Source organism: Rhodococcus sp. IEGM 1372 (genome assembly GCF_030056835.1).
GTDB lineage: Bacteria > Actinomycetota > Actinomycetes > Mycobacteriales > Mycobacteriaceae > Rhodococcoides.
This window is the reverse complement of the sequence record NZ_JASHKS010000004.1, coordinates 237636-260579: the sequence shown is the minus strand read 5'-3', so window position 1 is coordinate 260579 and position 22944 is coordinate 237636. Positions and strand designations below refer to the sequence as shown.

At 64.2% G+C, this 22944-nt stretch carries 29 protein-coding genes; 10 read left to right on the top strand and 19 right to left on the bottom strand.

Going from position 1 to position 22944, the window contains the following annotated elements:
* Positions 1-6: 6 nt before the first annotated feature.
* From QM590_RS07580 to mycP, 3 genes are all read left to right on the top strand, one after another.
* Positions 7-996: an LLM class flavin-dependent oxidoreductase gene (locus tag QM590_RS07580; protein ID WP_269594397.1), complete on the top strand. Its 990-nt coding sequence runs from the start codon at positions 7-9 to the stop codon at positions 994-996.
* A gap of 129 nt (positions 997-1125) precedes the next feature.
* Positions 1126-2697: a type VII secretion integral membrane protein EccD gene (gene eccD, locus QM590_RS07575; RefSeq protein WP_269594396.1), complete on the top strand. Its 1572-nt coding sequence runs from the start codon at positions 1126-1128 to the stop codon at positions 2695-2697.
* Positions 2664-4085: a type VII secretion-associated serine protease mycosin gene (gene mycP / locus QM590_RS07570; protein WP_317813170.1), complete on the top strand. Its 1422-nt coding sequence runs from the start codon at positions 2664-2666 to the stop codon at positions 4083-4085. The genes eccD and mycP overlap by 34 nt, the downstream gene beginning before the upstream one ends.
* Positions 4086-4093: 8 nt before the next feature.
* On the opposite strand, the gene eccB is transcribed toward mycP, so the two are convergent.
* The gene (gene eccB, locus QM590_RS07565) at positions 4094-5548 is read right to left on the bottom strand and encodes a type VII secretion protein EccB (RefSeq protein ID WP_269594395.1); all 1455 of its coding nucleotides are present in this window, start codon (positions 5546-5548) and stop codon (positions 4094-4096) included.
* 131 nt (positions 5549-5679) lie between these two features.
* On the opposite strand from eccB, the gene eccE reads away from it, so the two are divergent.
* The gene (gene eccE / locus QM590_RS07560) at positions 5680-7368 is read left to right on the top strand and encodes a type VII secretion protein EccE (protein WP_269594394.1); all 1689 of its coding nucleotides are present in this window, start codon (positions 5680-5682) and stop codon (positions 7366-7368) included.
* A 6-nt stretch (positions 7369-7374) separates the two neighbouring features.
* Here the strand turns inward: eccE and QM590_RS07555 are convergent, their stop codons facing one another.
* The 9 genes from QM590_RS07555 to infA all read right to left on the bottom strand — a co-directional run bounded on the left by QM590_RS07555 (position 7375) and on the right by infA (position 12694).
* Positions 7375-7932, bottom strand: coding sequence for an NADPH-dependent FMN reductase (locus tag QM590_RS07555; protein WP_269594393.1), 558 nt, complete (start codon positions 7930-7932; stop codon positions 7375-7377).
* A gap of 30 nt (positions 7933-7962) precedes the next feature.
* Positions 7963-8859, bottom strand: coding sequence for a tRNA pseudouridine(38-40) synthase TruA (gene truA, locus QM590_RS07550; protein ID WP_269594392.1), 897 nt, complete (start codon positions 8857-8859; stop codon positions 7963-7965).
* A gap of 5 nt (positions 8860-8864) precedes the next feature.
* Positions 8865-9452 carry a 50S ribosomal protein L17 gene (gene rplQ / locus QM590_RS07545; RefSeq protein WP_068051325.1) on the bottom strand — a complete coding sequence of 196 codons (588 nt, stop codon included), beginning with the start codon at positions 9450-9452 and terminating at the stop codon, positions 8865-8867.
* Between the two features lie 34 nt (positions 9453-9486).
* Positions 9487-10551 (bottom strand): DNA-directed RNA polymerase subunit alpha, encoded by a 1065-nt coding sequence (locus QM590_RS07540; protein ID WP_008718222.1) that lies wholly within the window; start codon positions 10549-10551, stop codon positions 9487-9489.
* Positions 10552-10650: 99 nt separating this feature from the next.
* Positions 10651-11256 carry a 30S ribosomal protein S4 gene (gene rpsD, locus QM590_RS07535; protein ID WP_032397528.1) on the bottom strand — a complete coding sequence of 202 codons (606 nt, stop codon included), beginning with the start codon at positions 11254-11256 and terminating at the stop codon, positions 10651-10653.
* A gap of 21 nt (positions 11257-11277) precedes the next feature.
* The gene (gene rpsK, locus QM590_RS07530) at positions 11278-11691 is read right to left on the bottom strand and encodes a 30S ribosomal protein S11 (protein ID WP_027496331.1); all 414 of its coding nucleotides are present in this window, start codon (positions 11689-11691) and stop codon (positions 11278-11280) included.
* A complete protein-coding gene (rpsM, locus tag QM590_RS07525; protein WP_008718227.1) occupies positions 11691-12065 on the bottom strand; it encodes a 30S ribosomal protein S13 in 375 nt (124 codons plus the stop codon). The genes rpsK and rpsM overlap by 1 nt, the downstream gene beginning before the upstream one ends.
* 204 nt (positions 12066-12269) lie before the next feature.
* Entirely contained in the window at positions 12270-12383 is a 114-nt protein-coding gene (rpmJ, locus tag QM590_RS07520) for a 50S ribosomal protein L36 (RefSeq protein WP_025347279.1), read from the bottom strand.
* An 89-nt stretch (positions 12384-12472) separates the two neighbouring features.
* Positions 12473-12694: a translation initiation factor IF-1 gene (infA, locus tag QM590_RS07515; protein ID WP_005140011.1), complete on the bottom strand. Its 222-nt coding sequence runs from the start codon at positions 12692-12694 to the stop codon at positions 12473-12475.
* A gap of 348 nt (positions 12695-13042) precedes the next feature.
* On the opposite strand from infA, the gene QM590_RS07510 reads away from it, so the two are divergent.
* Positions 13043-13936, top strand: a complete 894-nt coding sequence (locus tag QM590_RS07510) for a glycosyltransferase family 2 protein (protein WP_269594391.1) — start codon at positions 13043-13045, stop codon at positions 13934-13936.
* Between the two features lie 18 nt (positions 13937-13954).
* On the opposite strand, the gene map is transcribed toward QM590_RS07510, so the two are convergent.
* The 9 genes from map to rpsH all read right to left on the bottom strand — a co-directional run bounded on the left by map (position 13955) and on the right by rpsH (position 19643).
* The gene (gene map / locus QM590_RS07505) at positions 13955-14752 is read right to left on the bottom strand and encodes a type I methionyl aminopeptidase (RefSeq protein ID WP_269594390.1); all 798 of its coding nucleotides are present in this window, start codon (positions 14750-14752) and stop codon (positions 13955-13957) included.
* Positions 14752-15306: an adenylate kinase gene (locus QM590_RS07500; protein WP_094639134.1), complete on the bottom strand. Its 555-nt coding sequence runs from the start codon at positions 15304-15306 to the stop codon at positions 14752-14754. The genes map and QM590_RS07500 overlap by 1 nt, the downstream gene beginning before the upstream one ends.
* On the bottom strand, positions 15303-16625 hold the full coding sequence (secY, locus tag QM590_RS07495) for a preprotein translocase subunit SecY (protein ID WP_032397531.1): 1323 nt from the start codon (positions 16623-16625) through the stop codon (positions 15303-15305). The genes QM590_RS07500 and secY overlap by 4 nt, the downstream gene beginning before the upstream one ends.
* Before the next feature lie 316 nt (positions 16626-16941).
* Complete coding sequence (rplO, locus tag QM590_RS07490; RefSeq protein ID WP_032397532.1) at positions 16942-17385, bottom strand: 50S ribosomal protein L15; 444 nt, start codon at positions 17383-17385, stop codon at positions 16942-16944.
* A gap of 2 nt (positions 17386-17387) precedes the next feature.
* The gene (gene rpmD / locus QM590_RS07485; protein WP_008718256.1) at positions 17388-17567 is read right to left on the bottom strand and encodes a 50S ribosomal protein L30; all 180 of its coding nucleotides are present in this window, start codon (positions 17565-17567) and stop codon (positions 17388-17390) included.
* Entirely contained in the window at positions 17567-18238 is a 672-nt protein-coding gene (gene rpsE / locus QM590_RS07480) for a 30S ribosomal protein S5 (RefSeq protein ID WP_032397534.1), read from the bottom strand. Before rpsE ends, rpmD begins: the two co-directional genes overlap by 1 nt.
* Before the next feature lie 34 nt (positions 18239-18272).
* Entirely contained in the window at positions 18273-18689 is a 417-nt protein-coding gene (gene rplR, locus QM590_RS07475) for a 50S ribosomal protein L18 (RefSeq protein WP_032365631.1), read from the bottom strand.
* 1 nt (position 18690) lies between these two features.
* Positions 18691-19230, bottom strand: coding sequence for a 50S ribosomal protein L6 (gene rplF / locus QM590_RS07470; RefSeq protein WP_032397535.1), 540 nt, complete (start codon positions 19228-19230; stop codon positions 18691-18693).
* A gap of 14 nt (positions 19231-19244) precedes the next feature.
* A complete protein-coding gene (gene rpsH, locus QM590_RS07465) occupies positions 19245-19643 on the bottom strand; it encodes a 30S ribosomal protein S8 (RefSeq protein ID WP_008718266.1) in 399 nt (132 codons plus the stop codon).
* Between the two features lie 481 nt (positions 19644-20124).
* On the opposite strand from rpsH, the gene QM590_RS07460 reads away from it, so the two are divergent.
* From QM590_RS07460 to QM590_RS07440, 5 genes are read left to right on the top strand one after another with little or no spacing between them, the layout of a single operon-like run.
* Complete coding sequence (locus QM590_RS07460; RefSeq protein ID WP_269594389.1) at positions 20125-20457, top strand: WXG100 family type VII secretion target; 333 nt, start codon at positions 20125-20127, stop codon at positions 20455-20457.
* On the top strand, positions 20454-20744 hold the full coding sequence (locus QM590_RS07455; protein WP_269594388.1) for a WXG100 family type VII secretion target: 291 nt from the start codon (positions 20454-20456) through the stop codon (positions 20742-20744). Before QM590_RS07460 ends, QM590_RS07455 begins: the two co-directional genes overlap by 4 nt.
* Positions 20744-21949: a colicin E3/pyocin S6 family cytotoxin gene (locus QM590_RS07450; RefSeq protein WP_269594387.1), complete on the top strand. Its 1206-nt coding sequence runs from the start codon at positions 20744-20746 to the stop codon at positions 21947-21949. The genes QM590_RS07455 and QM590_RS07450 overlap by 1 nt, the downstream gene beginning before the upstream one ends.
* Before the next feature lie 2 nt (positions 21950-21951).
* Positions 21952-22191, top strand: a complete 240-nt coding sequence (locus QM590_RS07445; RefSeq protein ID WP_269594386.1) for a DUF7683 domain-containing protein — start codon at positions 21952-21954, stop codon at positions 22189-22191.
* A gap of 15 nt (positions 22192-22206) precedes the next feature.
* Positions 22207-22458: a DUF7683 domain-containing protein gene (locus tag QM590_RS07440; RefSeq protein ID WP_269594385.1), complete on the top strand. Its 252-nt coding sequence runs from the start codon at positions 22207-22209 to the stop codon at positions 22456-22458.
* Positions 22459-22944: the final 486 nt, after the last annotated feature.

Here is a 22944-nt window from a genome sequence, read left to right as displayed (position 1 = left end):
CCAACCGTGTCCGTACCTCTGTCCATCCTCGATCTCGCTCATGTGGGCGAGGGCGAAACAGTCCGCGACAGCTTCGATGCAAGCGTCGCACTCGCTCAGCATGCCGAGAACTGGGGATACCGACGCATCTGGTACGCCGAACACCACAACATGAAGACGATCGCGTCGTCGGCCACGTCGGTTCTCATCGCGCACGTAGCTGCCCACACCGAGCGCATCCGGCTCGGATCCGGCGGAATCATGCTTCCCAATCACGCGCCGCTGACCATCGCCGAGCAGTTCGGCACCTTGGCGACGCTGTACCCGGGACGGATCGATCTGGGGCTGGGCCGCGCACCCGGCAGTGACCAGGTGACGATGCGGGCGATGCGGCGCGATCCCGCGTCGGCCGATCGCTTTCCGCAGGATGTCCAGGAATTGCAGGGCTACCTGTCGGAAGAGTCTCTGATCCCCGGAGTGAGCGCGACTCCCGGCGCAGGTACCGAGGTACCGCTGTACATCCTGGGGTCGTCGCTCTTCGGCGCGCAGCTCGCCGCTGCACTCGGCCTCCCCTATGCCTTCGCCTCGCACTTCGCACCCGACGCTCTCGAGCAGGCCGTCGAGATCTACCGACGTGACTTCCGGCCGTCCGCTCAATTGTCCGAGCCACACCTGATCGTGGGCGTCAACGTGATCGCGGCCGACTCTCTGGCCGACGCGCAGGCCCAGTTCCTCCGCACCAAGCGCAGCCGCGTCAGCCTCCTGCTCGGCCGCGGCCGGACCTTCACCGACGAGGAAGCCGACATGGTCCTCGAAGCGCCTGCGGGCCAACAGATCACGAAGATGACCAAGTACTCGGCCGTCGGCACTCCGGACATGGTGAAGGACTACCTCGACCGTTTCGCCGAACGCACGGGAGCGGACGAGCTGATCGTCGCGTCCGGTGTGTCCGACCGCGCATCGTGGCTTCGCTCGTTCGAGTTGCTCGCACAGGTGAGTGACCTGGTTCCTGCCTGACGGCGGTGCCGCGTCACCGGCAGATCCCGACGGGCGATTGCTTGTCGCCGCGATGTCGTAAGGTTTGGACACCGATGCCCACTGGGGCGGGCATCGGAACGCGAATCGAACGTATCCGGGGGGATATCCATGACACGCGCCGACAGCCGTCCATCGGCCGGCATTGCGCCGTCACGCACGGCACCTGCCGATCCGACACAGTCACCCGCCGCGTCGGACGTGGGTCGGCGGGCATCGGGTGGGCAGTCCGTCTTTGCGCAGGAAGTCTGTCGGGTGACGGTGTTGGCCAGGTCCACGCAGGTGGACATGGCGCTGCCGGTTGACGTTCCGGTCTCGCTTCTCGTACCGGGAATCGTCGACCTGATCGCGGCGGGAGTGGAGCCTGCGGAACGAGCGGTGCGCTGTGAACCCGGCGACGAGGATCCCGCGTCGGACGGGTTGCCCGTGGCGTGGACGCTCGCGCGGATCGGGTTCCCACCGTTGTCACCGACTGCGACGTTGGCGGAGCTGTCGGTGCGTGACGGTGAGTTGCTCGTGTTGGGTGTGGCCGAGCGGCCCGCGCCGGTTCCACTGTTCGACGACCTCATGTATTCCGTTGCGCGATCGGGTACCGACGATGTTCCGCACTGGATTCCGCGTACCGCGCGCACGGTGGGTTCGGTTGTCACCGGTGCGCTGGTGTTGCTGGCGTGCGCGGTCCTGTTACGTGGGCCGATCCGGGCCGGAGCCGAGCACGTCGGCAGTCTCGTCGAGGGGCTCGCTGCCGTCACTGCGTCGATACTCTTCGCGATCGCGGGAGTGATTCTGGGGCGGGTGTATCACCAGCACGCCGTTGCAGTCCTCTTCGGCGGGTGTGCTGTCGCGCTGATGTTCACCGGCGGAATCGTGCTGGTACCCGGGCAAATCGGCGCGGCTCAGCTGATGCTGGGTTCGGCCATGGCGGGTGCGACAGCTCTGCTGTCCCTTCGTATCGGCGGGACCGGGTTCGCACTGTTCACCGCTGCGATATCGGTGGCGCTTCTGACGTTCGCTGCCGCGGTGTGCGCATCGTTCACCACGATGGCACCACCGGCGATCGGTACTGCCGCGGCCCTCACCGGCCTGGCGGGTATCGCGCTCTCTGCCCGCGTGTCGATGATGCAGGCCAAATTGCCGCTTCCACCGGTCCCCACCGCGGGAGCACCGCTGGACACCGTCGAGGAAGCCGAACTCGACGCGATCTCGTTCGAAGATCTGCAGGTCGCCGCGGCCGAAGCGCGTAGTTACCTGACCGGTCTGCTGTCGGCGTTCAGCGTCGCCGTGGTGGCGGGCGTGCTTGTCGCGGCGGGAGCCGATCCAGGAGGTGGCGTCCGTTGGCCTGCGGTTGCGCTCGCGGCGCTGTGTGCGCTCGTCCTGCTGCTGCGTGGACGCACCTATGCCGTTGTGACGCATGCCGTTCCGCTGGTCGCAGGCGGAGCGACGATTCTGCTGGCAATCCTCGTCGGTGCGGTCGTCGCACTACCGGATCTCGTCCTCGCCCTGTTCGGGGTGGCACTGGCCGGCGCGGTGGCCTCGTCGATCTTCGGGGCATTGGTGCCCACCCGCACGTACTCGCCGGTGATGCGGAGAGCGGCCGAACTACTCGAATACGCCGCCATCGCCCTGGTCATTCCGATCGCAGTGTGGGTGTGCGGTCTGTACAGCGTCGTCCGCGGGCTGTGACGCCGCACCGACGGCGAACGGTCGTCATCGCGGCGTTCACTGCTCTGTCGCTGTCGTCCAACGTAGTCTTCGGCGGGTATCCCGCACGCGCCGAACGTCCGCTGATCGACCCTCTCCAGCTGCCTGAGCCGAGCGCTCCCGGCCCACTCGAACCCACCGAACAGAAGAACTCCTGCGCGCTGCCGTCCTCGACCGCCGATGCCCAGGACGTCCCGACCGCGCTGAAGGCGCTCGACTTCGCATCGGTTTGGCCCATCACCCGTGGGGCAGGTCAAGTGGTTGCCGTCATCGACACCGGCGTCACCGCACATCCGCGCCTGCCGGGTCTGATCGCCGGCGGCGACTATGTCAGCGCAGGCGACGGGCTGTTCGACTGCGATGCACACGGAACGATGGTCGCCGGCCTGATCGCCGCGCAGACCGCACCGGGCAGCGGATTCGCGGGGGGCGCGCCCGACGCCCGCATACTGTCGATTCGTCAGTCCAGCAGTGTCTTTCAGATCGTCGACAACCGGCCCGAGGAGGAGAAGACGGCAGAGCCGGAGAATGCCGCGGGCTACGGCAACGTGCGCACCATGGCGATGGCCATCCGCACCGCGGTGGACTCGGGTGCCTCGGTCATCAACATCTCCGAGGTTGCCTGTGTGCCTGCGGGAGGCGGTGTGGCCGACGGTCCGCTCGGTGCGGCCGTGCAGTACGCCGTCCGAGAAAGAAATGTCGTCGTCGTCGCAGCAGCTGGAAATCTCGGCAGCGCTGCCTGCCAGGCACAGAACCCGATGGCCGATCCGCTTCGGCCCGACGCGGACCCGTGGTCGTCCATCGCGACCATCGCGACTCCGGCGTGGTTCGACGACGTGTTGACTGTCGGTTCGGTCGAGTCGGACGGCACACCGTCTCCGTTCAGCCTGGCCGGTCCGTGGGTCGACGTCGCCGCTCCGGGCGCGGATATGACGTCGCTGTCGCCGACGGGCAACGGACTGGCGAACGGTACCCGGGGCACCGATGGCGTGATTCCCATGACCGGAACGAGTTTTGCGGCACCGCTGGTTGCTGCGGTGGCAGCGCTGGTGCGCTCCCACCGGCCCGAACTGTCGGCGCTGGAGGTGGTGGATCGGATCGAACGAACGGCGCACGAGCCGGCCGAAGGGTGGAACCCCTTTGTCGGCCACGGCATCGTCGATCCGCTCGCAGCGGTGACCGATTCGGTGACGCCCATCCCCCGGTCGGTTCCTGCAGACAGCATTGCGATGAGTGCGCCTTTGCCGCCGCCCACGCCGGATCATCGCCCGCGGACCGCAGCGGTCACCGGTTCGGTGCTGGTGGCAGTGATCCTGGCACTCGGACTCGCACTGTCGGTACCGTTGCGTCGGCGCGGCAGAACCGACTGAGCCAGGCGCTACTTCGTCGGAAGTGCCGCGGCCTGCGGGTCGGGAGCAACACCGTCGTGCATCGTCAGGGCCTGGCTGCGCCCGAGAGTGGGTCCACTGCCGAGCAATTGGAGTATCTGCCAGGGCGCGGGTGCCGGCGGTCCGAACCCCAGCGCCGACGCAGCCTCGGCACCGTCGACGCCGTAGCGCACTCCGGTATCGGCCACGAAGAAGACGCTGCCCTGACGTGTACTCGACGCGGAGATACCGGTACTGCGCACGAAACCGCCGCTACCGGGTGCCAGATAGACCTGGTCGACTGCGTCGCCGCCACCATCGGCCTGAGCCAGCGCAACCGGTTGTGCATCTGCCTCCAGCGGCAGCCCGCGACCGGCGGACTCGAACAGTCGAGCCGACGGCCCGCCGTCGGCAACTGCGAGTGGCTCCCACGTCAAGCAACCCACCGGGCGCTCCCCGGTATCGACGATCGTGGGAGCGCTCTCCGGAAACGTCGAAACTTCCAGCCCGAAGGACGTTTTGGGAGCATTCGCGAGCAGGTCGGGATTGACGGCTGCGATTTCGGGACTGCCCTGCGAATCGGTGAATTTCAGGAGCAGGGCCGCAGTTTCGTTGATCGCTTGTATTCCGTCCTCGAGAACCACGTAGTACTGGACGTCGCGACCGGCGACCTTGACGACCGAACCGATCGTCCGGCCGTCGAACGGAAACGCAGGAGCCTCACCCGCTCGAGGCACGAACGGTGCTGCGACGGGGGGCGATTCGGGTACGGAATTGAGCAGACCGGCACTGACCGGAGACGGTGTCGCGTCCTCGAGTCCGAGTGCGCGGACCACTGCCCTGTTGTTCAGGTCGACCGGCGATTTGGTGCCGTCGTGCACGAGATAGGCAGTGCCGTCCGATGTCCAGAGGAACGCCTCGGAATCGGCGAGCGCAGCCGTGCTTTCACCGAAGCGAGGATCAGCCACCACAACCGTTGTCGAGGTCACTCCCGTGATCCGGTCGACGGTGTCGCAGACGGTCCACGTTTCTGCGCTGCCGTCACTGTCGTGCGGTAGCGCAGACGGAGCACCGGGAATACCCACCAGCGCCCCGCGGGGTCGTGCGGACAATTCGGATTCCTTGACCGTCAACGGGTCGTCGGGCTTGCCTACGATCAATCGAGCCGACGCGAGATTGAGCACCGGATGGAACACGTCGTCCACTTTCACGAACATCGCGGCCGAATCCTTGCCCACCACGATCGACGCGTCGCCGATCTTGTCCTGCGGCCGAAACAGCGCCAGCGCAGCACATCCCGCCAAGCCGATGCAGGCGACGACGACTCCCACCAGCAGTGCCCGCGACTGCGACTTCATCGGATCGTGCAGCATCCGCACGTCGCGTCTGATCAGTGCATGTTCCATTCTGCGGACGAGAAAGCGGTAACCGCCAACCTGCCACTTCGTTGTCGGCGTCGACGCCACGCTTCCTCCCCAGGATTGTGCGGACCCAATCCCCATTCGGGTCACGCGACACAGTACAGTTCGTCCGCACACCTCGGCGACCGCGTTGGCGTTCGTCGATGGGCACTGCGACCTTCGGGGGGAGGGTTTCGATGACGCGTACCGATCGGGCAGGGCGTGGGCGAGCCGCCGTTCCTTTCGTCGCGCCCACGGTGCGGCGGGTGATCGTGGCCGAGACCGCAGCCGTGGCGATCGGCTCGGCTCTGTTCGCGGCACAGGTGAAACCAGGGCTGACTCTGCTCGCTGTTGCGACGGTAGCGCTCGTTCCGTTCGTCGCCGTTCGGCGCAGATCGGTCGTGGACTGGGTCCGGACAATCTGGCGGTTCCTCGCCGATCGTGCCCCCGACGTCGGTGTGACCACGGACCACACCGACACGGCAGTCGGCCCGGTCGGGGTCCACTGGCAGCGCGACACCGTCACCTGCACCATCGAGATCGTCCCGCCCGGGCACGCCACCACGGTCCTCGGCAAGGCGAGCGCCGAAACGCAACACACGCTTCCTGTCGACGCGTTGGCGTCGTGTTTGCGACAGCACGACATCGAGGTCTGCTCCATCGACGTCGTTGCACTCGGATTCCGCAGCTCGGCAGGCTCGGTCGCCACCGAGGTGTACGAGTCACTCATCGGTCCGCTACCGGCAGTAGCGGTGCGAACGGTCTGGGTGGCAGTCACTCTCGACCTGCGTGCGAATGCTCGTGCGATCGGGGCCAGAGGCGGAGGTAGGGCCGGGGCAGCCCGCGCCGCTGTCGTCGCGACCACTCGCGTACATCGCGCTCTGAACGCCCACGGGCTGTCCTCGCGACTGTTGACGAGCTCCGAAGTACGATCGGCTGTATTGCACCTGTGCCGGGGCGTGAATATCGACGACCTGACCCAGACGTGGTCGACAGCACCCCTACCGGGTGCGTCGAGTACCGGCTTCGGAATCGATTGCAGCACAGTCACTGCCGAGGACATCGCCACCCTGTGGGCAACACCGTCCCTCGGCACGACGCTGTCCTTCCGCCTGCAACCGACCCACGACACCGGGAAGGTGCGCATCCGTGGGTCGTGCAGATTCGCCACTCGAACACCGATCACGAAGCCTCGTGTACGCGCGCTGACCTCGATGAGCGGGAGTCAACGCGACGGCATCTTTTCCCAGCTCCCGTTGGCCGTACCCGCCCTGGATTCGTTGTCTCCCAGCCGAATTATCGACACAAAGACGATGAACGAGCTGAAACTCCCGGTAGGCGGGTGCGGCCAGCTGTTGGGATCCGACGCTCACGGATACGGTGTCGCGGTGCGGCTGTTCGGACCGGGCCTGACGCGAGTTCGAATCGCCGGAGAGCTCTACCTCGCCCAGCAACTGATCTTCCGCGCCATCGCCACCGGTGCCAGGGTTCTCGTCCGCACGGATCGCCCGCACGCCTGGCGCGCGATCCTCGACGCCATCGGCGCACCCGATCGACTACTGGTCGACGGCACCGCGACCCGATCCCGGCCGTCGTACGACGTGATCCTGATCGACTTCGCCGACGGTTCGGCACCGCCTGTGCAACAGGGACTTTCGGGTGTCACCGTGATCTCGTTGTCCGAGCACCTACCGCGAACCGGCCGCCCCGAACAGGAGCGAAGCGTGCCGGAGCCGGATCTGACGATCGTCCAGCCCCATGCGTCGGGAGATCGAATTCGAGTCCGTTCCGGTCCACTCGACGTCGAGCTGACACTGGTCACCATTCCGCAGGAAACGGCGTTCATCGGCCGCCCCAGGAGTCTGCGCCCCGCGGTTCGTGCATGACCGTCTTCAGCCGGGGTAGTCGGCGTTTCCACGAGCGCCGGCCACCGCGTCGGCCCACCACTCCAGCTGGTCGAGAAGACGCCCGAGAGCGTCGACGGCTGCGGCATCGTCGATCCGTCCCGACTCGTCGAACCGCTTGCGCACCCGGTGCAGCGACACGGCATCTCGGACCGAGACCATGTGCAATTCGGCCGTGATCTGCCGCAGCTGTTCGGTCGCTCGAATCCCACCGCCCAGCCCGCCGTAGGAGACGAATCCCACCGGCTTGCCACGCCACTCGTACTTCACCGTGTCGAGCGCACTCTTCAACGCACCGGGTACGCCGTGGTTGTACTCGGGAGTGACGAACACGAAGGCGTCGGCGGCACCGATGATCCCGGTGAAGCGTTCGGAGTCCTCGCACGGAACGAGAGAATTCGGTAACTCGAAATCGGCCAGGTCGACGTCCACCACCTCGACGGTGGTGCGTTCGGCGGCAACACCTCGAACCCAGGCCGCGACGGTCGGTCCCACTCGACCGGCACGCACACTACCGACGACGATGGCGAGCTGTATCGGCTGCATCGCTCCGACACTAGACCCGGTGACGCTCGGTCAGCCCTCTCCCCCACAGCAACCGTCGCCGGTGATCGCCGAGCGCACTTCTCGGGTGGCCGCGTTCCGGGTAGCCAACTCGCCGGCCGGCGGGTAGTCGACTCGAACCAAGGACAGGCCGTGCGCCGGAGCCACCGCAACCTCGCTCGCCCGCTCGCGGCGAGTCAACAGCGACCGCGCCCAGTCGGGAGTTCGGCGTCCTTCGCCCACGGCCTGCATGGCACCGACGAGGCTACGGACCATCGACCAGCAGAATGCGTCGGCGCTGACGTATGCGGTGAGACGATCGCCGTCGCGCTCCCAGTCGAAGCGCTGCAGTTCCCGAACGGTGGTGGCACCGTCACGTCGCTTGCAGAACGCGGCGAAATCGTGCAGACCGATCAATCCCGCGGATGCCTCACGCATCGCACCCAGATCGATGGGCCTGGGCCAGGAGACGACACCGGCGACGTCGAGGGGGTCGACACCGTATGGCGCAGTGCCGAAACGATATTCGTAGTGCCTGCGGTATGCCGAGAATCGCGCGTCGAAATCACGGGAGACGGCGGTGATGGCCCGCACTCGAACATCGGTGGGCAGAAACCGGGCCATTCGGCGGACCAGTCGGTCGTGATCGTCGGGAACGTCGACGGCGTCGAAGTGCGCCACCTGTCCCGTCGCATGGACTCCCGCGTCGGTTCGTCCCGCCACGGTCAGCTCTATCGATTGCCGCAGCACCGTGGAGAAGGCTTCTTCGAGCACTCCACAGACGGTGCGGATACCCGGTTGGCGCGCCCACCCGGAGAAGCTCGTGCCGTCGTACGAGATGTCGAGCCGAAATCTGGTGGGGACCGACAAAGCGGGCCCGCCTTCCCCTGGGGGAATGGCGGGCCCGCTTCGATCGTGCGCGGAGCTCAAAAGGACTAGTCCTTCTTGGCTTCCTCGGCCTCGGGGGCGTCCGACGCGTGTGCGTCGTTGTCCTCGATGCCTTCGATGACTGCGTCGGCGTTGGCCACCTCGGCGTCGGTCGCGTCGGCTTCGACAGCCTCGACGACGTTCTCGTCGGTCGCGTCCTCGGCCGGAGCCTCGGTTGCGGCGGGAGCAGCCTGCGAAGCCTTCACGCGGCGAGCGCGATCGGCTTCGTTGGACACCGTCTGCTCGTTGACGAGCTCGATGATGGCCATCGGCGAGTTGTCACCCTTGCGGGGGACGGTCTTGATGATGCGCGTGTAGCCACCGTCGCGATCGGCGAAGAAAGGCCCGATCTCGGCGAACAGCTTGTGCACGACATCTTTGTTGTTGATCGTCTTGAGAACCTCACGACGATGCGCCAGATCACCCTTTTTGGCGTGGGTGACGAGCTTCTCGGCGTGGGGACGAAGGCGCTTGGCCTTCGACTCGGTGGTGGTGATGCGGCCGTGCTCGAAGAGTGACGTCGCCAGGTTGGCCAGGATGGCCTTCTGGTGCGACGCCGACCCGCCGAGACGGCGGCCCTTGGTGGGCTTGGGCATGATGAATCTCCTAGTAAGAGCTCCAGCGAGCTGATTACAGCTGTTCTGTCTCGGCGTAGTCCTGCTCGGCACCTTCGGTGTCGCTGAAGGAGCCGGCGTCGGTGTCACTCCACGTGCCCGTGGTGGCGTCGTAGCCAGGCACGGTGCTCGGATCGAACGACGCGGGGCTGTCCTTGAGGGAGAGGCCGAGCGAATGCAGCTTGACCTTCACCTCGTCGATGGACTTCTGCCCGAAGTTACGGATGTCGAGCAGATCGGACTCGGTACGACCAACCAACTCGCCGACGGTGTGAACACCCTCGCGCTTGAGGCAGTTGTAGGAACGGACGGTGAGGTCCAGATCCTCGATGGGGAGTCCGAAGGAAGCAATGTGATCGGCCTCGGCGGGCGAGGGTCCGATCTCGATGCCTTCTGCTTCGACGTTCAGCTCACGGGCGAGGCCGAAGAGCTCAACCAGGGTCTTGCCCGCCGAAGCGAGCGCGTCCCGCGCGGTGATGGAATTCTTGGTCTCCACGTCGAGAACGAGCCGATCGAAGTCGGTGCGCTGTTCGACGCGGGTGGCCTCCACCTTGTAGGTGACCTTGAGCACGGGTGAGTAGATCGAGTCGACCGGAATACGGCCGATCTCGGCACCCGAAGCCTTGTTCTGAACGGCGGGGACGTAGCCGCGACCGCGCTCGACTACGAGCTCGATCTCCAACTTGCCCTTGTCGTTCAGGGTCGCGATGTGCAGATCGGGGTTGTTCACCGTGACGCCGGCCGGAGGCACGATGTCGCCTGCGGTCACAGCGCCGGGGCCCTGCTTGCGGACGTACATGGTGACCGGTTCGTCTTCTTCGGAGCTCACCACGAGGCCCTTGAGGTTCAGGATGATGTCGGTGACATCTTCCTTGACTCCGGGGACGGTGGTGAATTCGTGGAGGACGCCGTCGATACGGATGCTGGTGACAGCAGCGCCGGGGATCGACGACAGCAGGGTGCGGCGGAGCGAGTTGCCGAGTGTGTAACCGAAGCCGGGCTCGAGCGGCTCGATGACGAATTTCGAGCGGTTGTCGGCGATGACCTCTTCGGTCAGCGTCGGGCGCTGTGAAATGAGCATTGTGTGTTCCTCCTGTACGGGCGTCCGCTATTTGACGCCCACGTGTGGAGGCGAAGACGCATGTGAGCCTCACGGGGAGACTCACATGCGTGCTGCGCCTTACTTCGAGTAGTACTCGACGATGAGCTGCTCCTGGAGCGGCACGTCGATCTGTGCGCGCTCCGGCAACCGGTGCACCAGGATGCGAAGACGGTTGGGGACGACCTGCAGCCACGGCGCGACGGGACGGTCGCCGTAGCTTTCGCGGGCGATCTGGATCGGCAGAGTCTGTGCCGACTTCTCACGCACGTCGATGATGTCGTACTGCGAGACGCGGTAGCTGGGGATGTCGACGCGCTTGTTGTTCACCAGGAAGTGACCGTGCGTGACCAGCTGACGGGCCTGACGACGCGTGCGTGCCAGTCCGGCGCGGTAGACGACGTTGTCGAGACGACTCTCGAGGATGGTCAGCAGGTTCTCGCCGGTCTTGCCGACCGTCCTGTTGGCTTCCTTGTAGTACAGACGGAACTGCTTCTCCATGACGCCGTAGGTGAAGCGAGCCTTCTGCTTCTCCTGCAGCTGGAGGAGGTACTCGCTCTCCTTGATCCGCGCGCGGCCGTGCTGGCCGGGCGGGTAGGGACGACGCTCGAACGCCTGGTCGCCTCCGACGAGGTCGACGCGCAGACGACGCGACTTGCGGGTGATAGGACCGGTATAACGTGCCATTTTCTAAACCTTTCCTTCCCGCTAGACCCGACGCCGCTTGGGCGGACGGCAGCCGTTGTGCGGCTGAGGGGTGACATCGGAGATGGTGCCGACCTCGAGGCCAGCGGCCTGAAGCGAGCGGATCGCGGTCTCACGGCCGGAGCCGGGACCCTTGACGAACACGTCGACCTTCTTGACGCCGTGCTCCTGTGCCTTGCGCGCAGCGTTCTCGGCTGCGAGCTGTGCGGCGAACGGAGTCGACTTGCGCGAGCCCTTGAAGCCCACGTGTCCCGAGGACGCCCACGAGATGACGTTTCCGGCGGGGTCGGTGATCGACACGATCGTGTTGTTGAACGTGCTCTTGATGTGCGCAGATCCGTGCGGGACGTTCTTCTTGTCCCTGCGACGCGTCTTCTGCGCCTTCTTCGGACCGGTACCGCGTGCTTTGGGGGGCATTACTTCGCCTTCTTCTTGCCGGCAATGGTGCGCTTGGGTCCCTTACGGGTACGCGCATTGGTCTTGGTGCGCTGTCCACGGACGGGCAGACCACGACGGTGGCGAAGACCCTGGTAGCAGCCGATTTCGATCTTGCGACGGATGTCGGCCTGAACCTCGCGGCGCAGGTCGCCCTCGACCTTGAGGGACTCGTTGATGTAATCGCTGAGCTTGCGCAGATCGTCGTCGCCGAGATCCTTGCTTCGCAGGTCGGGGCTGACGCCCGTCGCTGTGAGGATTTCCTTGGAGCGGGTACGGCCGACGCCGTAGATGTAAGTCAGTGCGATCTCCATGCGCTTTTCGCGCGGCAGATCCACACCTGCGAGACGTGCCATGTGGCATTTCCTTTTCTTGTCCGGAGGTCTGCTCCCAGTCCGTCCCCTGTGTCCTTCTCACCGCTGGGGTGTGAAGCGTCTTTCAACTAACTCAGTGGGGCCCCGGCCTCCGTGCCGGGGGTCTGCCGCGACGCGTGTGTCGCGGTTGGTGCTGGGAGGTCATCTTCTAGCTGTTGCCAAGCCGACGTGCGAAGTGCTCGGTGGTTATCCCTGACGCTGCTTGTGACGCAGGTTGTCGCAGATCACCATGACGCGTCCGTTACGACGAATCACCTTGCACTTTTCGCAGATCTTCTTGACGCTCGGCTGAACCTTCACGTCGTTGATCTCCTGTGTGTAGCTCGGTCCCGCTGCGTGCAGTGGACCCGAGCATGGTTCTCCCCGACCGGACGTGGCCGGGGAAGCTGTTACTTGTAGCGGTAAACGATGCGTCCACGCGTGAGGTCGTAGGGCGAAAGCTCTACCACGACGCGATCCTCGGGAAGGATGCGGATGTAGTGCTGACGCATCTTTCCGCTGATGTGAGCGAGTACCTTGTGGCCGTTTTCGAGCTCAATGCGAAACATCGCATTGGGCAGCGGTTCGACAACTCGGCCCTCTACCTCGATAGCACCGTCTTTCTTGGCCATATCCTCCGCGATCCTGGCTCTCACACCTGGTTGATTGCATCTGTTTCCGTTACCGTGATGCCCACTGACCGACCCGAATCAACGGGTCGACGTATCGCCGGAACGGTTCGCAGCCCACCAGGGCACGCGAACATCCGGTACGCAGGGCGCACCGTCGATCCATGCTACCGGGTAATGCACGTCTGGCCAAATGCGTCCAGTGTCCATACTCCAGGTCAACGTTTGCCCCAGTTCGATTTCCTGAGCTAACGTTCCGCCGGGCTGCATCACAGCCGCACCACCACTGGCCGTACCGACTGCGTTCGCAGCGGCGGCCGTGTCCGCGACGACGACTACAAGGCACCCCTCTTGAGATCAGACACGCGCGCCGGCGACCCGGTCGTATCCGTCATCATCCCGGTTCACAACGCCAAGGATGTTCTCGACGATCAATTGCGAGCTCTCGCTCGACAGGACTACGAGCATCCGTTCACGGTGATCATCAGCGACAACGGCTCGACCGACGGCCTTCGCGAACATATCGAAAGCCATCGCCTTCGTGGCGCTCTGGACCTGAGATACGTCGATGCTGCGGGAACCCCGGGGGCATCGTTCGCACGCAACAGGGGTGCAGACGCCGCCCGCAGCGAATTGCTTGCATTCTGCGACGCGGACGACGCGGTGCACCCGAGCTGGCTCCGACGCATCGTTGCGGGCCTCGACAAGTACGACCTCGTGGGTACCGGCCTGGAGACGGAGACACTGAATTCCGTTGCCACGCGAGAATCGACACCTTTCGCACCGCCCACGGATCAGGGCAAGTCGACATTCCTGCCGTTCGTCATCGGTGCCAGCATGGCGTGCCGTACATCGACCTACCGTCAGCTCGGCGGCATGCTCGAATACGTACACGCCAGCGAGGACATGGAATTCTCGTGGCGCGCACAGCACGCGGGCCGTCGGTTGCACTTCATCGCCGAACCACTGGTCTCGTACCGACTGCGCACCGGCCACCGGGAGAACTGGAAACAAGCGGGAGCTCTGGGATACGGATCGGCTCACGTGCGCGGCCTCTACCGAGTCCACGGCTGCCCGCCGTTCCGGGCCCGCTCGATCTCCGTCGCCCTGCTGATGCTGGGCGTACGAAACCCTCTGCTTCCGACCGCCGTGACCAGGATGCCCACTCGACTCTGGCTACGTCTGGTGGCTGCGCACCTCGGCCTGCTCCGTGGCGGGCGGCGCTACGGCTCGTTGGCCTGGTGACCCCGGCCGGGTCTGCCCCTAGCTGGGTCGTAGCGTCAGGATCCGCGGCCCGTCCTCGGTGACGGCAACGGTGTGTTCCCAGTGCGCGGATCGGGATCCGTCGGTGGTCACGACCGTCCACCCGTCGTCGAGAATGTCGGTCTCGTACGTTCCGAGGGTCAGCATGGGCTCGATCGCGAGGGTGGATCCGACCACCAACTCCGGCCCCTTGCCGGGCGCACCCTCGTTCGCGAGGAACGGGTCCATGTGCATTTCACGGCCGATGCCATGACCGCCGTACCCGTCGACGATTCCGTACTTGCGGCCGTGCGCCTGCTCGGCCGCGTGGGTTCCGGATTCGATGGCGTGCGAGACGTCCGTGAGCCGGTTGCCGGGAAGCATCGCGGCGATGCCGGCCTCCATCGACAGCCTCGTCGCCTCGCTCAGCATCGCATCGGCCTCGATGATGTCGCCGACACCGAACGTCCACGCAGAGTCTCCGTGCCAACCGTCGAGAACTGCCCCACAGTCGATAGAGACCAGGTCGCCTGCGACCAGCAGCTCATCCGCCGACGGAATGCCGTGCACCACACGGTCGTTCACCGACGAGCAGATGCTCCCGGTGAAGCCGTGATACCCGAGGAACGACGGCACTGCACCCGCGTCGCGAATGACCGCCTCGGCCACTCGGTCGAGTTCGAGAGTCGAGACACCGGGTACCGCCGCTGCCCGGACGGCCACCAGAGCCGCGCCGACGACCGCGCCGGCCGCAGCCATGGCGTCGAGTTCGCCGGCACTGCGGAACGGTACGACCTTACGTTTACGGCCGAACGCCATTACTTGCCGTGGTCCTCGATGGACTTCAGCGCGCGAGCGTTGACCTCGTCCACCTCACCGATCGCGTCGACCGTCACGAGTTGACCCTCGTAGTAGTCCAGCAGCGGCGCGGTCTCGTCCCGGTACACCTTGAGTCGGTTCCGGATGACGTCTTCCTTGTCGTCCTCGCGTCCGCGCGAGAGCATGCGTTCGACGACGACGTCCTCGTCGACGGCGAAGGAGAGTACTGCGTCGAGCTCGGCGTTCAGATCCGCCAGGATGCCGACCAGCGCCTCGGCCTGACCCACCGAACGCGGGAAGCCGTCGAGCAGGAAGCCGTTCACCGCGTCGGGCTCGGCGAGGCGACTGCGGACCATGTCGATGGTCAGCTCACTGGGAACAAGGTCGCCTGCATCGAGGTACTTCTTCGCTTCGAGTCCGAGCGCCGTCTTCTCACCGATGTTCGCGCGAAACAGGTCGCCGGTGGAGATGTGCGGAACGCCCAGCTTCTCGGACAGGAGGACGGCCTGGGTGCCTTTGCCGGCACCGGGGGGACCGAGCAGAACAAGTCTCACTTGAGGAACCCTTCGTAGTTACGCTGCATCAGCTGGCTTTCGATTTGCTTCACGGTATCCAAGCCCACGCTGACCATGATCAGTACGGCGGTGCCGCCGAACGGGAGGTTCTGTCCTCCACCCGAACTTCCGATGTCGAGGAACAGGTTCGGGAGCACGGCAATGGTGCCCAGGTAAACCGCACCCGGCAACGTGATGCGACTGAGGACGTAGTTCAGATAGTCGGCGGTCGGCTTGCCCGGGCGGATACCCGGGATGAACCCGCCGAACTTCTTCATTTCGTCGGCGCGCTCTTCGGGGTTGAACGTGATCGCCACGTAGAAGTACGTGAAGAAGACGATCAGACCGAAGAAGATCGCGATGTACACCGGGTTTGCGGGGTTCACCAGGTACTCGTTGATGATGCGCTGCCACCAACTCGGGTCGACCGCGGTGCTCGCCGAGGTGAGCTGGGCGATGAGGTTCGGCAGGTACAGCAGCGAGGACGCGAAGATCACCGGGATGACGCCGGCCTGGTTGACCTTGAGCGGAAGGTACGTGGACGAGCCGCCGTACATCTTCCGACCGACCATCCGCTTGGCGTACTGGACGGGAATTCGGCGCTGACCCTGCTCGACGAAGACCACACCGGTGATGATCAGGAACGCTGCGAAACAGACGAAACCGAAGACCAACCCGCCGCGGCTCTCGAGGATCGAGTTGCCCTCGGACGGGATACGCGAGGCGATTCCGGCGAAGATGAGCAGCGACATGCCGTTGCCGACGCCGCGCTCGGTGATGACCTCGCCGAACCACATGACGACGGCTGCGCCGGCGGTCATGACGAGCACGATGATGACGAGGCCGAAGATGGACTGGTCGGCGATGATGTCCTGCTGGCAGCCCTGAAGCAGCTGGCCGCGCGAAGCGAGTGCAACCAGGCCGGTCGCCTGCAGGATGGCCAAGGCGATCGACAGATAACGCGTGTACTGCGTCATCTTGGCCTGCCCGGACTGGCCCTCCTTGCGGAGTTCCTCGAACTTCGGGATGACGACGGTGAGCAGCTGCACGATGATGCTGGCGGTGATGTACGGCATGATGCCGATCGCGAACACCGAGAGCTGAAGGAGCGCTCCACCGGAGAACAGGTTGATCAACGAGTAGATGCCCGCCGAGTCTCCACCGGAGACCTGGTCGATGCATGCTCGGACATTGGCGTAGTCGACGCCCGGCGACGGCAGCGTGGCACCGAAGCGATACAGGGCGACCAGACCGAGCGTGAAGAGGATCTTCCGTCTCAGGTCAGGAGTCCTGAGGGCCGACACGAAGGCGGAAAGCAAAGATCCTCCTGGCACGACTGCATTGACGCTGCGAGTACTTCGTCGGGAGCGCAAACCGGTGCTCCCGTGAGCCTCACGAGCATGGACTGCAAGCGACATGCGTCGCCCGCATCGAAACGAACTTCTGTGAACTCTAGAACTCTAACAGTGCGTATCGAACCGCCCGACGGTCAGTGTTGGACCCCGTCCGTTCGGTCGACCACGGCACGTGGTGCCGAGGCAACGATGGCCGCAGCTCAGCTGCGAGAGCTGTGGCTGCGGCCATCGTCACGAACTGCTGGTCGATGCACTGCTACTCAGCACATCGAACCGATGCTCATACCTCGGTTGCAGAACCGCCGGCAGCGGCGATCTTTTCCTTGGCGGAGCCCGTGAACTTGTTGGCCGAGATCTCGACCTTCACGGTCAGGTTTCCGTCGCCGAGAACCTTGACGGGCTCGTTCTTGCGAACGGCACCCTTGGCGATGAGCTCGGGGATACCGATCTGACCGCCCTCGGGGAACAAACGCTCGATGTCGCGCAGGTTCACGACCTGGAACACGACACGGTTGCGGTTGGTGAAGCCCTTGAGCTTCGGGAGCCGCATGTGGAGGGGCATCTGGCCACCCTCGAAGCGTGCCGGCACGTTCTTGCGTGCGCCGGTTCCCTTGGTACCGCGACCTGCGGTCTTGCCACGCTTGCCACCTTCACCACGGCCGACGCGAATCTTCGTCGACTTGGATCCGGCTGCGGGGCGCAGGTGGTGCAGTTTGATGGTCATGGTTAGACCTCCTCAACAGTTACGAGGTGGCGCACCGTGTTGACCAGTCCGCGGTTCTGCGGGTTGTCCTCGCGGACGACCGTCTGGCGGATGCCCTTGAGCCCGAGAGTACGCAGGCTGTCACGCTGGTTCGCCTTCTGGCCGATGGTGCTCTTGATCTGGGTGACCTTCAGCTGAGCCATTACTTCACCGCTCCTGCCTGTGCGCGTGCGCGCAGCATTCCGGCGGGTGCAACCTCTTCGAGGGTCAGGCCGCGGCGAGCCGCAACTTCCTCGGGACGCTGCAGACCCTTGAGGGCTGCGACGGTCGCGTGCACGACGTTGATGGCGTTGTCGCTACCGAGCGACTTCGACAGCACGTCGTGGACACCGGCGCACTCCAGCACGGCACGCACAGCGCCACCGGCGATGACGCCGGTACCGGCGCTGGCCGGACGCAACATGACGACGCCTGCTGCGGCTTCGCCCTGGATGGGGTGCGTGATGGTGCCGGCGATCATCGGGACGCGGAAGAAGCTCTTGCGAGCCTCCTCGACACCCTTCTGGATGGCCGCGGGAACTTCCTTGGCCTTGCCGTAGCCGACGCCGACCAGTCCGTTGCCGTCACCGACGATGACGAGGGCGGTGAAGCTGAAGCGTCGACCACCCTTGACCACCTTGGAGACGCGGTTGATCGTGACGACCTTCTCGATGAAGTTCGACTTGTCCGCAGCGTTGCCGCCACGGCCGTTGTCACGACGGTCACGACCGCCACCGCGGTTGTCGCCGCGCTGGTTGTTGTCGCCACCTGCGTTGGGGCCACTGTTCTGTCCGGCGGGGCCGCTTCCGCCGTCACGCCGTTGACGTCCCGGCATCAGGCTGTCCTTCCGTTGTCAGTCATTGTCATCATCAGAACGTCAACCCGCCTTCACGGGCTGCGTCTGCGAGTGCCGCGATGCGGCCGCTGTAGTTGTTGCCGCCGCGGTCGAACACGACTGCCTCGACGCCGGCTGCCTTCGCGCGGCTGGCGATGAGCTCGCCGACCTTCGCGCTGACGGCCTTCTTGTCGCCCTCGAGGGCGCGCACATCTGCTTCGATGCTCGACGCGCTGGCCAGCGTGTGGCCGGCGAGGTCGTCGATCAACTGCACGTGGATGTGACGCGAGGACCGGTTGACGACCAAGCGGGGACGCTCGGGCGTGCCGGAGATCTTCTTGCGAAGGCGGAAGTGACGACGTGCCTTCGACAGGCGACGCTTCGTCGAGACGTCGGTGCCACGCGGAGTGCGCTTGACGACGTTCGCCTTGTCTGCTGTTTGCTGGCTCATATCACTTACCCGTCTTTCCGACCTTGCGGCGGATCACTTCACCCTCGTAGCGGATGCCCTTGCCCTTGTACGGGTCCGGACGCCGCAGACGACGAATGTTGGCAGAGATCTGACCGACCTTCTGCTTGTCGATGCCGACAACGGTGAATCGCGTGGGCGACTCGACCGTGAACGTGATGCCCTCGGGTGCTTCGATCAGCACGGGATGGCTGTAACCGAGTGCGAACTCGAGGTCCTTGCCCTTGAGTACGACGCGGTAACCGACGCCGTGAATCTCCATCTTGTTGGTGTAACCGTTGGTGACACCGGTGATGAGGTTCGCGACGAGAGTGCGCGAAAGTCCGTGCAGTGCACGGCTCTTGCGCTCGTCATCGGGCCGGGTGACGGCGATGGTGCCGTCGTCGGCGCGAGCGATCTGGATGGGCTCGGCGACCGTCAGGCTCAGGGCACCCTTGGGGCCCTTGACCGCAACGTTCTGGCCGTCGATGGTGATATCGACTCCAGCGGGGACCGGTACCGGCAATTTTCCAATACGTGACATGGTGGTGGCCTCCCCTACCAGACGTAGGCGAGGACTTCTCCGCCCACACCCTGCTTGGCCGCCTGACGCTCCGTGAGCAGACCTGTGGACGTGGAGATGATCGCCACGCCCAGGCCGCCGAGAACCTTGGGCAGATTGGTGGATTTTGCGTACACCCGGAGACCGGGCTTGGAGACGCGTCGCACGCCGGCGAGGCTGCGCTCACGGCTCGGGCCGTACTTCAGATCGACGATGAGGGTCTTGCCCACCTCGGCGTCTTCCGTGCGGTAGTCGGAGATGTAGCCCTCGCGCTTGAGGATCTCGGCGATGTTCGCCTTGAGCTTCGAGTGGGGAAGCTTCACCTCGTCGTGGTACGCCGAATTGGCGTTGCGCAGACGGGTCAAGAAGTCTGCAATTGGATCGGTCATCGTCATGGTGTGACCTGTGCACCTTTCTCGCAGCGGTTCCCATGCAGCACGCGCGAGCTGGTGCCCCTGGATTCTCGAGAACCCGGCGGGCCTGGCTCGTCACATCGTGGGCCTACAACGAAGTGAACATGTCCTGACCGACTGTTGCCGGTCAGGGGTTGCGCTCCAAGCAATGCATCGCTGCACTGCCAGGTGTTTCGAGCTTCCGCATTTCGATGCTGACGTACGGAGAACTCGAGGTTGCGTTTCCATTGCAAGGACTCGCGTGCAGGCACGACGAAGCCCGGGCAACCGCTCTAGTGTAGGGAACCGGGTGCCATTCTCAAAATCGGTCGTGGTAGAGCTCGAGCGGCACCCTGCCAGTAGAACTCGCGAGACACAGCCGTGCTCGTCAGTTCGGTGCAGTAGTCTTCCGACATCATTTCATCGCTCCGGGGGGTTCGATGCGCACAACCGATTCCGTTGCCAGGACGGTCGACGTCCCACCATGGCCGGGTTCGTCCCGCACGACGCAGTGAAAGCCGATCCCGATCGGATCCGCCGTGCCTCTGCTCGGATGTCCGGCCTCGCCGACGGTTTGTGGGATGACATCGATCTCGTCCGTCTCGCCGTGGAGGAATTGCTGGAGACCTCCTGGACAGGCGCTGCGGCCGATTCCCATGCAGTTCTGTGGGCGGAGTGGGTCGATTCGGCTCGGAAGATATGCGGCGCGCTCGCCGAGGACGCGTGGCTGCTCGATGGCATTGCGACCGAATATGCGGCAACGGACAACGTGATCGATGAACACGTGGTGGATTCCGGCCTTCGGTTGGACCGTTGACGGCGCGCTACGTCGCCGACGTCGAGCAGATTCTCGCTCTTGTGGATCGCGCACACATAGTTGGAGCCACGATCGAATCGGCTGTCGCCGATGTGGAGCGCGAGGTGAACGATCTCGGCATCGAATGGAAGGGCGAAGCGGCTGAGGCTCACCGCTCGAAGCACGAGCTGCTCCGGCAGGAATTGAACGATATGCGAACCGCGCTCGCGCAACTCGGCACGCTGGCGCGAGGCGCCCATGATCGCTACCGCGCAGCCGTCGACCACAACAAGCGAATGTGGCCCTGATGGCCCCGATCAGCGTCGACCCCCACATCCTTGCCGATGCGGCCTCCCAGTACAGCAGCGCCAAGACCATCTCGAGCGGCGCGATAACTGAACTCGCCGCGGAACTCCACCGGAACCGGGGCTGCGCAGGCACCGACAACGCCGGAAAGTCTTGGGCAGACAGCTACGATTCCGCGGCATTCGACGCAGTCACCGCGGCGACCGACATCGCGAATGCGTTCGGCAAGCTCCACGACCTGCTTGCAGCAACCGGCGTCAATCACGCCAACGCAGAGAATGCGAACACCGTTCCGCCGACCCCGCCGCTGCCCGCTCCCCCACAACTTCCTCATACGAATACACCGCGGTTCAACGGTTCCTACGGCGGCGACACCGACGCCCCGATGGGGTGGGGGCTGATCACGCGATGGCTACAGGGCCACATGTGGCCCAACGGTGATCCGGAGAAGTTGCGGGGGCTCGGAAGCGCGTGGCGCACCGCCGCCGAAGAGCTGAGACGAGCGAGCGACGCCACGAACTCCGCGTGGACCGACATCGAGAAACTTGCCTCCGACGAATTGCCACAGGTCCTCGCCCAGATGGACGGCGTCCACAGCGCTGCGCACAACGTCGCCGACCAATTCGACACTCTCGCGAGCGCTTGCGGCGAATGGGCGTCGACCATTCAGGACGCTCACCAGAGCGTCATCGATATCGTAGGAACCGCCATCGTTGCCGGCACGATCGCCGGTGCAGTTGCCGGCTTCTTCACCCTCGGCGTGGGAACAGTCGCCGTTACCGGCGCGACGGGAAGCGTCATCGCCGGAAGTGTTATCGCCGTCCTGACCGGAGTGGAAGCGGCGTCCGCAATTGCCGTCGGTGTCACCGTGGCAACCGGGGCGGCGGCCATTGGAATTGCATCGGACGTGCAACCGCTCCTACAAGCAAGTCCGACCACCTTCAACGCAAACACCGGCGGAGGAAATTGGCGCTACAACCCTCCCCCGGCTGATCGACGGCTTCCTGGCTTTCCTGATGCCAAACAGACGAAGCCGTTGAATAATCGACCGCGTTGGACTGACAGCAGAGGAAATATTTTGGAGTGGGACTACCAGCACGGAGCTATCGAAAAATACACGAAAAATGGAAAACACCTAGGCGAGTTCGACCCAGTAACGGGCGACATGACCAAGGGGCCAGTGCCCGGCCGAAAACCAGGGAGATGACAATGTGGTACTTGGACGCGTACGAGAACAAATCTGAACTTCTTGCAAAAAGCTATCCGCTTCAGGGCGCAACCAGCACGACTATAGAAGAATTGATCGGGACAAATGAAGAAAGCGGACCGATTGAAGCCGCAATGCACGAGGTTGCGCTCGCAGACTTACCCAGATTCGCCAGATATATTGATGGCAAGCTGCTGATCGACCTCGGCTGTACATACTTCGTAGGCCTTTTCGCAGACTGACTAAAGTAGAAGGAAATGTGGTACTTGCAAGAATTCGATGATGAAACCGAGTTGGGAACAGAAATACACCTTCTTCGCGACATGACTGTCGAATTCGTCAAACGCACGCTCCAGATCGATGACAGCGACTTCGACCTACCCGTTGCAGTCGGCCAGAACGACGTTCCGGCGGAGAAGATACCCAACTTTGCTCGGTTCATGCCAATGCCGTTCGAGGCGAAGGAGAATCATTCGTACGAAGTCTCGTTTCTTGCCGAACCGAAATAGAGTTCACACTCCGCCGCCATGGCCGGTAAGCAAGAAGTAGCGAGACGGCGTGTGGTATTTGGAATCTTATAACAAACGAACCGATACGATCGCACACAGCTATGTCCTGACTGCTATCACCGGAGACGAATCAGAGAACTGATTGACGTCGACGAAAGTGAACTTCCCCTAGAAATGGGACCATATCCAGTCGGATTGGCCGACGTGCCGAAGTTCGCGCGGTACATCGAGGGCGATTTCAGGATCAGCTCCGATAATGAGTACTTCATCGGCCTGTTCACCGACTGAGGAAGGGCAGTCTGGCACCTGGAGACCAGCTGTAACGCGACTGAAACCAGGCCCGAAATTCACGTGCTCGGGAACATGACTGTAGACATTCAGAATCTGTCATTCGGCACCTGACATCACAACGCGCCCTGACACGGCCCGGAGGTTCAGATACAAGCCTCGGGCACGTTCCAACCCTGTTCCAACTTCGTCCGTGAG